Below are 13029 nucleotides of genomic sequence, written 5' to 3'. Positions count from 1 at the left end.
GCCCGTGCTCTGACTACCTGGTATTAGCGCAACCGCTAATGCTCGCATAGTCACTATTTAATGCCTGTTGCGTTTTATCAGGTAGCATGAATGATTGTGTAAGTAGATTAACGCCCGAAATTATTGCGCATCTGTTTAAATTAGTAAAACATTATTTGTATCATTCAGTTTTATTATATAAATAAATCACATCTTTTAAAGCGCTGATATTTTTCTGATGAATTCTGCAAAAATGGCATTATTTAACGAGGCCCGGTTGTACATCATATAAATGTCAGCAACGGGCAGGGGGACGGAAAGTTTGACCACTTTTAATCCCAACGATTTCTTAAATGTTTCGTAAGCGCGCAATGGTATTAATCCAACCAGTTCCGATACGCTGATCATATTCATATTAGAGATGAATGAATCGCTGCGAAAAGCAATATTACGCACCGGTAATACCGTTTCCAGAGAGGCCTGAAACTGGCGGACGCCCGCTTCGCTGGTGTCATAGAAAGTAAAATTTTCCTGCGCCAGCTCTTCAGGCGTGCAGGTCTCGCCCAGCCGTGGATGAAATTTGCTGCACACCACCACGATGGGTACGGTTTTAAAATGGCTGCAACAAATGGAGCGGTTAGCGGTAGGGGCAAAAGAGAAAATTAAATCCGCCTTGCGATAGGCCAGCAGATCTTCTGCCGTTTCTGAGGACATCAGCAGGTCGTGATGCTCAATTTCGAACTGGCTGCTTTGCTGGAGAATACTGACCGGATTCATCAGCCCGCCCGCGAGCAGCAATTGCGGGCAATAAATAACAAAGCTTTTACGCAGTGAGGAACTATGCGTAATGTTGATGGTTTGCTCAATCTGATTAAGATTCTGTTCCAGATGCTGGTGCAGATTAATGCCGACGGTGGTGGGCGTAATTCCTTTTCCTGAGCGAATAAATAGCGGGTCGTCAAGCTGGGTGCGCAGGCGTTGCAGTGACTGACTGACGGCCGAAGGCGTAATGTAAAGCGTAGCAGCGGCTTTACTGATACTCAGATGCTGATAAATGCATTCAAAAATAACCAGCAAATTGAGATCAAATTTTTTTAAATCATAGAGATTAGCCATATTTCAGCCTTATAGTTACTACCTGCGAACCCTGTAGCATAAAATTATAGCTATCGTTACAGGCTATTTATTCACAATCCGTGTGGTTGCTAAAACTGATGATAAATTGATTTATCGCAAATATATCATATAAAATCAGCCGCAACCAGCGCATTCGAAATGATAACAAGTATTATTGCTATCAGATGGGTGAATACCGGAAGCTTCAGTCGTCATTTATGATTGACTATGACTATTATTATCTATTCGCATAAATGATGAATGTAATAGCCGATTTTTTGGTTAAGGGTATAAACTCTTCAGCACCGATTGAATGGCGCAGGCTATCAGAGCCATAGCTCATACCTCTGCGCGAGTGATTGCGCTTTCTATACCTGAGTGATGTAATCGCAGGCGATATTTATGTATAGCAGACGGTGCATTTTTCAGCGCTTGTTTACTTTTAAGTAACAAGTGGCGCAAGATACATCGCTTAACGAAAGTTGTTAGCTAACGCTTATTGATTTGATAATGGAAACGCATTAGCCGAATCGTAAAAAATTCGTTAACTTACACCTCAACGAAAACACGGAGGAAGTATAGATGTCCTTGATCAACACTAAAATCAAACCTTTTAAAAACCAGGCATTCAAAAACGGTGAGTTCATCGAAGTTACCGAAAAAGACACCGAAGGCCGCTGGAGCGTATTCTTCTTCTATCCGGCTGACTTCACCTTCGTTTGCCCGACTGAACTGGGCGACGTGGCTGACCACTACGAAGAACTGCAGAAACTGGGCGTAGACGTTTACTCCGTTTCTACCGACACCCACTTCACCCACAAAGCATGGCACAGCAGCTCTGAAACCATCGCAAAAATCAAATATGCGATGATCGGTGACCCGACCGCTGCCCTGACCCGCAACTTTGAAGTGCTGCGTGAAGATGAAGGTCTGGCTGACCGTGGTACGTTCATCGTTGACCCGCAGGGCATCATCCAGGCTGTTGAAGTGACTGCTGAAGGTATCGGCCGTGACGCGTCTGACCTGCTGCGTAAAATTAAAGCCGCTCAGTACGTGGCTTCTCACCCAGGTGAAGTCTGCCCGGCTAAATGGAAAGAAGGCGAAGCGACTCTGGCGCCGTCTCTGGACCTGGTAGGTAAAATCTAAAATTCGTTGTGTTTTCGCGCCGCAGGCGGCACCGCTTTCTAAGCCAGCCGCCTTCCCATAACGTGAAATCCCTGCGAATTTGAAATTTAAGCGGGTGCGCTGCACCCGTTTTTCTTCCCGCACTATGATGCAAGTTGCATCCAGGCTGCCCGAACGAGGCTGCTTGCATGATGATGCTTAAGCCCAGGAGATATCCATGCTCGACACTAACATGAAAACCCAGCTCAAGGCTTACCTTGAGAAGCTGACTAAACCTGTTGAGCTGATTGCCACGCTGGATGACAGCGCCAAATCGGCAGAAATCAAGGAATTGCTGGCTGAAATTTCTACCCTGTCAGATAAAGTCTCGTATAAAGAAGACAATTCTCTGGCGGTACGTAAACCTTCCTTCCTGATCGCTAACCCCGGCTCCACGCACGGCCCGCGCTTCGCTGGCTCGCCGCTGGGTCATGAGTTCACCTCACTGGTGCTGGCGCTGCTGTGGACCGGCGGTCATCCGTCAAAAGAAGCGCAGGCGCTGCTGGAGCAGATCCGCGATCTGGACGGTGATTTTGAATTTGAAACCTACTATTCGCTCTCCTGCCACAACTGCCCGGACGTGGTGCAGGCGCTGAACCTGATGGCGGTACTGAATCCGCGCATCAAACATACCGCGATTGACGGCGGCACTTTCCAGAACGAAATCACCGAGCGTAACGTGATGGGCGTTCCGGCGGTGTACGTGAACGGTAAAGAGTTTGGACAGGGCCGCATGACGCTGGCTGAAATTGTGGCCAAAGTGGACAGCGGCGCGGAAAAACGCGCGGCGGAAGAACTGAACACACGTGATGCCTATGACGTGCTGATCGTCGGTTCTGGCCCGGCGGGCGCGGCAGCGGCGGTTTACTCGGCGCGTAAAGGCATCCGCACCGGTTTAATGGGTGAGCGTTTCGGCGGCCAGGTGCTGGATACCGTAGACATCGAAAACTACATTTCCGTACCGAAAACCGAAGGACAGAAGCTGGCGGGCGCGCTGAAGGCGCACGTTAATGAGTACAACGTGGACGTGATCGACACCCAGAGCGCCACCAGGCTGGTTCCGGCGGCGCAGGAAGGCGGTTTCCACCAGATTGAAACCGCGTCAGGCGCGGTGCTGAAAGCGCGCAGCGTGATCATCGCGACCGGGGCTAAATGGCGTAACATGAACGTGCCGGGTGAAGATCAGTATCGCACCAAAGGCGTAACCTATTGCCCGCACTGCGACGGCCCGCTGTTTAAAGGCAAACGCGTGGCGGTGATCGGCGGCGGTAACTCCGGCGTGGAAGCGGCGATCGATCTGGCCGGGATTGTCGAGCACGTCACCCTGCTGGAATTTGCGCCAGAAATGAAAGCGGATCAGGTATTGCAGGATAAAGTTCGCAGCCTGAGCAACGTGAATATCATTCTGAATGCCCAGACCACTGAAGTGAAAGGCGACGGGACTAAGCTCACCGGCCTGGAATACCGTGATCGGGTGAGCGGCGATGTGCATCACGTCGAACTGGCCGGTATTTTTGTCCAGATCGGCCTGCTGCCTAATACCACCTGGCTGGAAGGCGCGATTGAGCGCAACCGGATGGGCGAAATCATGATTGATGCGAAGTGTGAAACCAGCGTGAAAGGGGTATTTGCTGCGGGCGACTGCACTACCGTTCCGTATAAGCAAATTATCATCGCGACGGGTGAAGGGGCAAAAGCATCGCTTAGCGCCTTTGACCACCTGATCCGCACCAAAACGGCATAACAAAAAAGTAAGATAATACCTGCAATGTGAGTGGGCCACCTTCGGGTGGCCCTTTTTTCGTGCGTTAACGAACCACCAGCACCGGAATATGCGCGTGGCGGATCACGCTCGAGGCGTTCGAGCCGAGCAGATGGGTGGCAATGGACGGATTACGCGAGCCAATGACCACGACGTCAGCCTGTAACTCTTCCGCCAGCGCGTTTACCGCATCGCGCACGCTGCCCATCCGCACGTGGATTTTGATCCGCGCCGGGTCGATGCTGAAATGCTCCGTCATCGTCTTCAGCCGGGTTTCAGCTTCATGCTGCATATGCTCTTCAAAGCGCCGCAGATCGCCCGCAAAACGTTGCATGGTCATGCTCGCGGAGCCGGGCAGGACGTGCAGAAGATGGATTACGCCTTTTTCCTGCGCCAGAAATTCGGCATGGCGGACGGCTTTATCGCTGAGGGCCATCTCGAAAACATCAACCGGCATAATAATAGTGTTATACATAGCTGCTCCTCCTTGTGATCACTCCTGATAGCAAAGCATATTTTGCCTGCCGAAGATGTCTGCGACTTCGCAAAATGGCTGTCTGCTGCCGGGGAGGGTGTAAAGATTTGTAGCCAGGGAGAGAAGGGCGGAAAGAGGATGCGGACACATCCTCTGAAAAAGCGGCGAAGCGCTTAAGGCAGAAAGTTAACGCTGATAATCACCGGCGGCTTCGGGCTGATAAAGCAGCTCCAGCACTTCAAGGTGGGCGGAAGCCCCGCCGGGCAGTTGCCAGTGAATGGCGCTGCCAACCTCAAGACCCAGCAGGGCCGCGCCGACCGGGGCCAGCACTGAAAGCTGGGCGTTGCTGTCGGTCATCTGCGCCGGGAACACCAGGGTGCGCACGCGCTCTTCACCGCTGGTCAGATCGCGGAAGCGGACGGTGCTGTTCATGCTGACCACGTTGGCGGGTAACGATTCAGGGGCACACATCTGCGCGCGATCCAGCTCTGCATTCAGCGCGTCGGCAACCGGCAGCGCGGCATAAGCGGGTTTCTCCAGCAGACGGTCAATGCGCTCGGCATCGAACTCGTTGATGATAATCGCAGGTCTGGACATTTTTTACTCCGTGTTATTGTTGGCAGTGATTAACTGCAATCCAAAAGAAAACCCTCACCACCGGGTGGTGAGGGTTAGCTAAGGCCATCATACTGTCAGTTGCCGCAACTTTGAAGTGACCTGGCGCACGGAGCGGGTGCGGAAGGGCGGTTATTTTTGCGATAGCCGTCACCGTTCATCATTGTGGATTATGCTTTTAAGCGTCGTTGCATAATGCAGCATCCTTCCGCCACAGGAGATCTCATGAGCAAGTTCGATAAACTCACCCTGAAAGAGGGTAGCTATCTCTACTTTAAAGACTGGGGCAGCGGTCAGCCGGTGGTGTTCAGCCACGGCTGGCCGTTAACGGCCGATGCGTTTGAAGATCAGATGCTTTATCTGGCCTCAAAAGGGTATCGCGTGATTGCCCACGATCGGCGCGGTCACGGTCGCTCCGCGCAGCCGTGGGACGGGCACAATATGGATCAGTACGCCGACGATCTGGCGGAACTCACCGCGCATCTGAATCTGAAAGATGCGGTACACGTCGGGCACTCAACCGGCGGCGGCGAAGTGGCGCGTTATATTGGTCGCCACGGCACCGATCGGGTGGCGAAAGCGGTACTGATTGGCTCGGTCACGCCGATTATGATCAAAACCGATTTCAACCCTGACGGCGTCGATAAAAAAGTCTTCGACGGCATTCGTGAAGGCGTTATCGAGGATCGCGCCGCTTTCTTCTACGAGCTGACGAAAGCCTTTTACGGCTATAACCGCTTCGGGGTGAAAGAGTCAAAAGAGGTGCGCCGTAGCTTTGTCCGCCAGGGATTGCAGGGATCGATAAAAGCGCTTTACGACTGTGTGGCGGCGTTTTCCGAAACCGATCTGCGTGAAGACCTGCAAAAGATGACCATTCCGACGCTGGTGATCCACGGTGATGACGACCAGATTGTGCCTTTAGAAACCTGTGGCAAAGCGGCAGCGGCCCTCCTGCCCAACGCGCAGCTGAAGATTTATAAAGGCGGCTCGCACGGCATCTGCACCACCCACAAGCAGGATATTAATGTCGATCTGCTGACCTTTATCCAGTCTTAATCTGCTGACCCGGCAATCCTGCGGTTGCCGGGTTTTCTAACCAGGATAAGATAGCGCATCTTAAGCTGAAGAGATGCCGTCTATGCCCGCGCTACCTGCCGACCAACAATTTTTTGCCGACCTGCTAAGCGGGCTGGTGCTCAATCCGCAGCGGCTGGGCCGCGTCTGGTTTGCCAGCGCACAAAAAATGGTGAATGCCAATGCGCTGTGCATTGATTTTCCGCGCCTTGAAGTGGTGCTGCGCGGTGAATATGGCAACCGGCTGGAGCCTGAACAGCAGCACATTCGGCAGGGGGAAATGCTGTTTATCCCGCCGCGTGCCGCTAACGCCCCTCTCTTCGACAAGCCGGGAATGGTACTTAGCCTGGTATTTGCCACCGCCTGGCTGGGGCTGGCATTTTACGATAACCGCAGCGGCGTCAGTCCGGTCCCGCTGCGCAAAATTGAACTGCCGCACGTGCAGCGCGGAGAAGGGGAGGCGATACTTACGGCGCTGACCCTGCTGAGCCGCTCGCCGCAGGATCAGGATATTATCCAGCCGCTGACCTTAAGCCTGCTGCATCTGTGCCGTAAAGTGGTGAACGCCGTGCCGGATCAGAGCCAGTCGCGCCCGGTATTTTTGTACCAGAGCGTCTGTAACTGGTTGCAGGAACGTTACGATCAACCGTTAACGCGGGCGAGCGTGGCGAGCTTTTTTAATATCACCCCGAATCACCTTTCCCGCCTGTTCAGCGAGCAGGGAACCATGAGTTTTGTCGATTATCTGCGCTGGGTGCGGATGGCGAAGGCGCGGATTATGTTGCAGAAATATCAGTTTTCGGTGGGAGAAGTGGCGCGGCGCTGTGGCTACCCGGATAGCGACTATTTTTGTCGGCTCTTCCGGCGTCAGTTTGGCCTGACGCCGGGAGAGTATCGCACTCGCTTTCAGTAACCGTCAGAAGGTCAGTTCGGCGTTGAGCAGATCCAGAATGGCCTGTGCATCGCGGGCGGAAAACAGCGCCTCGCGAAAGCCCTTGTTAACCAATCTGCGCGCCAGCTGCGAGAACACTTTCACATGGTTAATCCCTTCGTTCTCGCCCAGCGTCAGCATGATCACCAGTTCCACCTCGCCCATTTCTGATTCCCAGTCGATGGGCGCGGGCAGGCGGGCAATGCTGATGCTGGAATGACGGATCCACGGGGATTTGGTGTGTGGTATCGCCACCCCGAAGCCAACGCCGGTGGTGACGATCTCCTCACGCTGCCAGATGTCCTCCTCCAGCTCCACCGGGCGATCGGTGCGTCCGTTAACCTCAAGATTGCCGCACAGGAACTGAATGACCTGCTCTTTGCGGCTGAGGTTATCGACGAAGCAGATATTTTCCAGCGCCAGCAGCGGGCGGGCATCTTCCTGCGGGGTAAAGTCCTGAAGCAGGGTTTCAATCTCGTCGGCGCTGCGGCACTCGCAGGCTTTTTCGGCAAGCGCGCGGCAGGCTTCGCTGTCAAGCTGGCGCAGCAGGCTTTTCACGGCGGGAATGCGCGGACCGCTCATGCTGAGTTCATCCAGTTCCATGCCGAGTAACAGCGGCAGATAGCGGGGTTCACCGCCCAGCTCCCCACAAATGCCGACCCATTTTCCGTGGCGATGGGCGACGCTGACGATCTGGCGCAGCATCCGCAGGAAGGACGGGGTAATGGGGTTATACAGCGGCGAGACGCGCGGATTATTACGATCCACCGCGTAAAGATACTGGGTCATATCGTTAGAGCCGATGCTGAAGAAATCCACCTCGTCGCAGAAATGGTCGATGATGTAACACACCGACGGCACTTCCACCATGATGCCCAGCGGCAGCGTGGCGGCAAAGCGCAGCCCCTGCGCCTGAAGCTGCTCGCGTACCTGCGCCAGCTCTTTTTTCACCCACAGGATTTGATCCAGGCTGTGCACCATCGGGATCATCAGCAGCGCATTGCCGAATGCCCCGGCGCGTAAAATCGCGCGCAGCTGGGTGCGGAACAGATCGGCGAACTCAGGGTAAATTCGCACCGCGCGATAGCCGAGGAACGGATTTTCCTCATGCGGAATGTTCAGATAGCTGAGCGGTTTATCGCCGCCAATATCCATCGTGCGGAAAATAACCGGTTTGCCCTCGGCGGCCAGCAGCACCTGCTGGTAGGCTTCAAACTGTTCCTGCTCATCCGGCGCACGTTCGCGATCCATATACAGCATTTCGCTGCGGAACAGACCAATACCTTCCGCACCGTGGGCGAATGCGCCGGGCGCTTCCAGCGCGCTGCCAATGTTCGCCGACACTTCGATGACGTTGCCGTCCAGCGAAACCCCCGGAAGCGCAGCGGACTGCGCCTGCTGGCGCGCGCGTTTATCAGCCAGCCGCTGGGCGATGGCGTAATAGCCCTGAATGGCATCGTCCGGCTCCATCACCAGCACGCCGCACTGCCCGTCCAGCACCGCTGTGCGGTTCGCCAGCGGCGTCAGTTCGCTGATGCCGATCCCGCTTAGCACCGGGATCGACGCGGCGCGGGCCAGAATCAGGGTGTGCGAGGTACGGCCCGTTTTCTCAAGAATCATTCCCTTAAGCTGGGCCAGATCGAGACTCAAAAACTGGCTGGGGGTCAGATCTTCGGCGATCAGCAGCGTCGGACGGGTCAGGGTCTGCGACACTTTTTTACGCAGATCGGGCCAGGTAATATGCAGTAATTGCTCGCTGATATCGCGAATGTCGCTGACCCGCTCGCGCAGGTATTCGCTGCTGGAGGCCGAGAGTTTTTCGCTGATTTGCTCCATATTGCCGATAATTGCCGCTGCCAGCCCCAGCTTGCTCTCGCGCATCAGACGACGAATATTGCTGGCAAATTCCTCATCCTGGATCAGCGAAAGATGAGCGCTGACGATGGTTTTGCTTTCGCCACCCAGCACCTGAAGCTGCTGATTGAACTGCTCTGCCAGCGCCGCGAGGCTGTGCTCCAGACGGGTGTTATCTTCCGGGCTGGCAGCAATGGCGCGGTACGTGTCCAGGCTATCGCTGTGCCAGAGCGTCAGTACGCCACTGCCGACGCCGCCCGCCAGCACCGTCCCGGCGAGCAGGTCAGGATTCAGACGGGAAAGCGAGCGCGGAAGCGGGCGGGCCACGGGCGTGGCGTTCGCGGGCAGCTCGCTGTCGCTGTCGATAAACCGCTGTTCGATGTAGTTTTCCAGCGCCCGCCGCGCCTGCTCTTCGTCGCTGCCGGTAATTTCCAGACTGCAACTGTCGTTAAATAATGTTCCGGTGCCGATCAGCGCCAGCGAGCTTTTGGCATCGGCCTGGCTGTTCAGCCGATGGTTGATAAAGCGGATGTCGCTGCGCCACTGGCTGCACTGCTCTTTCAGTTCCCAGGCCGGGCGAGCGTGAAGCCCGTTTGGCAACGGGCAGAGAAATTGGATGGTTAACATAACGGCTCCTGTCAACGCAGAATCAGCATCTGAAATCCGTCAGACGAACCACGGTTTCTGCGTTTGTTTGAGTTAGCATCGCCACCAGAAGCTGGTGGGTGAGGGTAATATCCTGCCCATCGGCAATCGAGACCGCGCAGTGACCGTGACGGGTAGGCGGGCCGATGACCACGGTGGGAATACCCGTCCCGCTAAGATGGACCGCGCCTCCGTCGGTGCCGCCGTTGCTGAACATATCTTTTTGCAGCGGGATCTCCGCGCGGGCGGCAATCTCTTCCACCCAGGCGATGAGCTTCGGCGAGGCCATCATTGATTTGTCGTGGATCACCAGCATCGGACCTTTGCCGGTCTGCCGGTGGTTGTCGCTACCGTAATCGAAGTTTTTCGCCCAGCAGGCGGTATCCAGCACAATCGCCAGATCCGGGTTGACCTTGCGGGTGGCAGTTTGCCCGCCGCGCAACCCCACCTCTTCGCTGGAGCTGGCGACCAGCCAGACTTCGGCATCCAGCGGCGTCTGGTGCAGTTCACGCAGCAGACTAATCAGCAGATAGCAGCCAAGCCGGTCATCGAAGGCTTTCCCCAGCAGTTGCTGGTTGGGCAACTGGCTGAAGGCGGTAGCGAAGGTGACGCGATCTCCCGGCGCAATGCCCGCCGTTTCCGCTTCTTCGGCGCTGCGCGCGCCAACATCTACCCGCAGTTTGCCGACCTCGCTGCCCTGGCGTTCGCCGGTCAGCAGGCCGTTGATTTTCATCCCGTCACGGGTAGTGATGCGCACCGGCTGTAGCTCCCGCGCCGCCATTCTGACGTTGCCGATTGGCAAAACGTCAATGGCCCCGGTGTGGGAGAGGCTGCGTACAATAAATCCCACTTCATCCATGTGCGCGCAGACCATCACCTTTGGTCCGGCGCTTTCATTAAGGCGGATAAGCACCGAGCCGAGACCGTCAAAGAGCACCGGCTTGCCGTGTTTATCGGCTTCGTCCAGCAGAATTTGCCGCACTTCCTGCTCATCGGCGGCGATGGCATCCGCTTCGCTTAAGGCTTTGAGTAATGCTACATCCATGGCTCTTCTCCTGTGGACAGCAGCGTTTTGGGCAGCGTGTAAAGCACTTCCGCCCCGTCTGCCGTGACCAGAATAACATCTTCAATGCGCACGCCGCCCCTGCCTTCCAGGTAGATCCCCGGCTCCACGGTCAGCAGCATACCGGGCTGTAAGATCGTGGTGTCGGAGGGCGAGAAGCGCGGGTTTTCGTGCACGTCGATGCCGATGGCGTGACCGGTATTATGACCAAACTGCGCGCCGTATCCGGCGTCGGCGATGACGTTGCGGGCGGCGGCATCGACTTCGCAGCAGGCCACGCCGGGACGGATAGCGGCAATCGCCGCCAGCTGTGCGGCTAGCACGGTGTGATACACAGACCACAGCGGCATTTCTTCCGGGGCCGGATAGCGCCCGGCCACCAGAAAAGTGCGCGTCATATCTGAACAATATCCCTGGTATTGGGCACCAAAATCCAGCGTGACCAGTTCTCCGGCCACGATAACCTTCTCTGAGGCTTTACCGTGTGGCAACGCACCGCGTGGGCCGCTGGCAACAATCGTATCGAACGAGGGCTTTTCCGCCCCCTGTTGTTTCATAAACCATTCCAGCTCTGCCGCCACTTCCCGCTCGCGCATTCCGGGCTGAATAACACGCCGGATGTGCGCCGCGCTGACGTCGGCAATGCGGCACGCTTCGCGCAGGATGGCGATCTCCTGCGGCGTTTTAATTTGCCGCAGCGCATCCAGCGAAACCGCCTTAAGCTGTGCGTTCAGTTCACTTTGCCAACGGCTACCGGTGTGCCAGCTCACCTGTTCACCCTCAAAACCGAGGTGGATCAGGCTTTCTGTGGCAATGATGTGATTCACTATCGACGACATCGGTTGGTCGTTAGTCAGCAGATGCAACTGATAGCCGCTGGTACGTTCGGCGATGTCGGCATAGTAGCGAAAATCCACCAGGATATGCGCGTGCTGGCGGGTGACCAGCACGTAGCCAGAGCCGGAGGCAAAGCCAAAATGCGGCTGTTTGTTCTGCCGGGAGGAGATCAGCACCGCATCCAGATGCTGCTCTTCAAGCCAGGCGCGAAGCGTTGCCAGAGGCGTCATAATCGTTCTCCTGTGCTTACGCCGCGTCGATCAGCAGTTTGCCTTTCCGGTACAACCTGTTGCGCAGGAACAGCACCAGCATGGCGGTGATCACCGCGCCCAGCAAAATACCGAACATATAGACGCCGAGATTCGTTACCAGCGGCCATGCCCAGATGGCGGATTCCGGGAACCACTGCACGGCACCGAGCCACACGGCGGTCGTCGAGCCGACGATTGCGCCAATCATGTAAGACGGAATAGCGGTAATCGGGCTTTCCAGCGCGAAGGGAATCGCCCCTTCGCTGATCCCCATAAAGGCGAGGAAAATCGCGGTCTTACCCTGCGGATAAAGCTGGGCGTTGAACAGCCGTTTTCCGGTCAGGCGGCGGTCAAGAATGGTCGCCAGGCCAAGGCCAATCGACGGGATGACGATAGCAATTGAGCGCGCGGTGACGGGCAGAACGTGGTCAGTAGTAAAGCTGAAGGCGACAAAGCCCGCCGCTTTATTGATCGGCCCGCCGAGGTCGATGGCGGTGGCCGCTGAGATCCCTGCGGCATACATCAGCACGCCTTTTTCACCGGCAGCGGTCAGCAGCGCGCGAATGCCGCCGTTGATCCAGCCGCCAAACGGCGTAATCACGTAGTACATCGCCAGCATCACAAAAACGGCGGAGAGGATCGGCAGTAAAAAGGTGGTTTTAAACGCCAGCAGGAAATCCGGCATCTGGATTTTCTGATTCATCCACTTCACCAGGTAGCCCGCCACGATCGAGATGATCAGCGCGCCAATAAAGGTGGAGGGGACCGGATTAGTAGTGGCCCACTGTAGCGTGGCAGGATCGAAATTCAGTACCTGCGTCGGCTGGGTGGACATCAGGCCACCGATAAACCCGGCCGGAAACGCCAGCTTGCCGCCGATGGAGTTGGCGACAAAAGCCGCAAACATTGGGATGGCAAAGCCAAACAGCACGCCGCCGAAGGATTGCGAAAGCCAGGCGAATTTCAGCAGCGAAAGGTTAAACCCGCTGAACTTGCCGGAGTTTAACGCATCCATAATGCCGGTATCGGCCGGAATATTCAGCCAGCTATAGGCGATAAGTTGTGAAAAAGCGAGGATCACCCCACCCATGATCAGGGTGGGAACCATCCGCGAAATGCCGGACATAATGTGTTGCGGCAACTCGCCCCAGAAGCTGTTGCGGGTGGCCGGGGCATTTTTTGCCACCGCTGCGGCCCCGGACGCGCCGGGGACTACGGTAGCACTGCGTTTTTTAATGGCCATAAGATATCGTCCTGAAAGAG

11 protein-coding genes are annotated in these 13029 nt (G+C 55.8%); 4 read left to right on the top strand and 7 right to left on the bottom strand.

The window, feature by feature from the left end; translation table 11 throughout:
- Positions 1-195 precede the first annotated feature (195 nt).
- The gene (citR, locus tag RT197_RS09695; protein ID WP_312949762.1) at positions 196-1095 is read right to left on the bottom strand and encodes a DNA-binding transcriptional repressor CitR; all 900 of its coding nucleotides are present in this window, start codon (positions 1093-1095) and stop codon (positions 196-198) included.
- Positions 1096-1677: 582 nt separating this feature from the next.
- Here citR and ahpC point away from each other — a divergent pair.
- Positions 1678-2241: an alkyl hydroperoxide reductase subunit C gene (ahpC, locus tag RT197_RS09690; RefSeq protein WP_312949759.1), complete on the top strand. Its 564-nt coding sequence runs from the start codon at positions 1678-1680 to the stop codon at positions 2239-2241.
- A 196-nt stretch (positions 2242-2437) separates the two neighbouring features.
- Positions 2438-4003, top strand: coding sequence for an alkyl hydroperoxide reductase subunit F (gene ahpF / locus RT197_RS09685; protein ID WP_312949756.1), 1566 nt, complete (start codon positions 2438-2440; stop codon positions 4001-4003).
- Between the two features lie 64 nt (positions 4004-4067).
- Here the strand turns inward: ahpF and uspG are convergent, their stop codons facing one another.
- Both uspG and rnk read right to left on the bottom strand, forming a co-directional pair.
- Positions 4068-4496, bottom strand: coding sequence for a universal stress protein UspG (gene uspG, locus RT197_RS09680; RefSeq protein ID WP_312949754.1), 429 nt, complete (start codon positions 4494-4496; stop codon positions 4068-4070).
- A 186-nt stretch (positions 4497-4682) separates the two neighbouring features.
- On the bottom strand, positions 4683-5093 hold the full coding sequence (gene rnk, locus RT197_RS09675) for a nucleoside diphosphate kinase regulator (RefSeq protein WP_312949751.1): 411 nt from the start codon (positions 5091-5093) through the stop codon (positions 4683-4685).
- 243 nt (positions 5094-5336) lie between these two features.
- Between rnk and RT197_RS09670 the strand changes: the two genes are divergently transcribed.
- Positions 5337-6167 carry an alpha/beta hydrolase gene (locus tag RT197_RS09670; protein WP_312949749.1) on the top strand — a complete coding sequence of 277 codons (831 nt, stop codon included), beginning with the start codon at positions 5337-5339 and terminating at the stop codon, positions 6165-6167.
- An 82-nt stretch (positions 6168-6249) separates the two neighbouring features.
- A complete protein-coding gene (locus tag RT197_RS09665) occupies positions 6250-7098 on the top strand; it encodes an AraC family transcriptional regulator (RefSeq protein WP_312949746.1) in 849 nt (282 codons plus the stop codon).
- A gap of 3 nt (positions 7099-7101) precedes the next feature.
- Here the strand turns inward: RT197_RS09665 and ptsP are convergent, their stop codons facing one another.
- The 4 genes from ptsP to RT197_RS09645 are packed head-to-tail and all read right to left on the bottom strand — an operon-like array spanning position 7102 to position 13009.
- The gene (gene ptsP, locus RT197_RS09660) at positions 7102-9597 is read right to left on the bottom strand and encodes a phosphoenolpyruvate--protein phosphotransferase (protein WP_312949744.1); all 2496 of its coding nucleotides are present in this window, start codon (positions 9595-9597) and stop codon (positions 7102-7104) included.
- Positions 9598-9619: 22 nt separating this feature from the next.
- On the bottom strand, positions 9620-10660 hold the full coding sequence (ypdE, locus tag RT197_RS09655; RefSeq protein ID WP_312949742.1) for an aminopeptidase: 1041 nt from the start codon (positions 10658-10660) through the stop codon (positions 9620-9622).
- Positions 10651-11745 carry an aminopeptidase gene (gene ypdF / locus RT197_RS09650; RefSeq protein WP_312949741.1) on the bottom strand — a complete coding sequence of 365 codons (1095 nt, stop codon included), beginning with the start codon at positions 11743-11745 and terminating at the stop codon, positions 10651-10653. Before ypdF ends, ypdE begins: the two co-directional genes overlap by 10 nt.
- Before the next feature lie 16 nt (positions 11746-11761).
- Complete coding sequence (locus RT197_RS09645; protein ID WP_312949740.1) at positions 11762-13009, bottom strand: PTS fructose transporter subunit IIC; 1248 nt, start codon at positions 13007-13009, stop codon at positions 11762-11764.
- Between the last annotated feature and the right edge of the window lie 20 nt (positions 13010-13029).

The sequence above is a fragment of the Superficieibacter sp. genome (assembly GCF_032071645.1).
Taxonomy (GTDB): Bacteria; Pseudomonadota; Gammaproteobacteria; order Enterobacterales; family Enterobacteriaceae; genus Superficieibacter.
The sequence above is the reverse complement of the archived record's forward strand: the minus strand, read 5'-3'. Positions and strand labels throughout refer to the sequence as shown.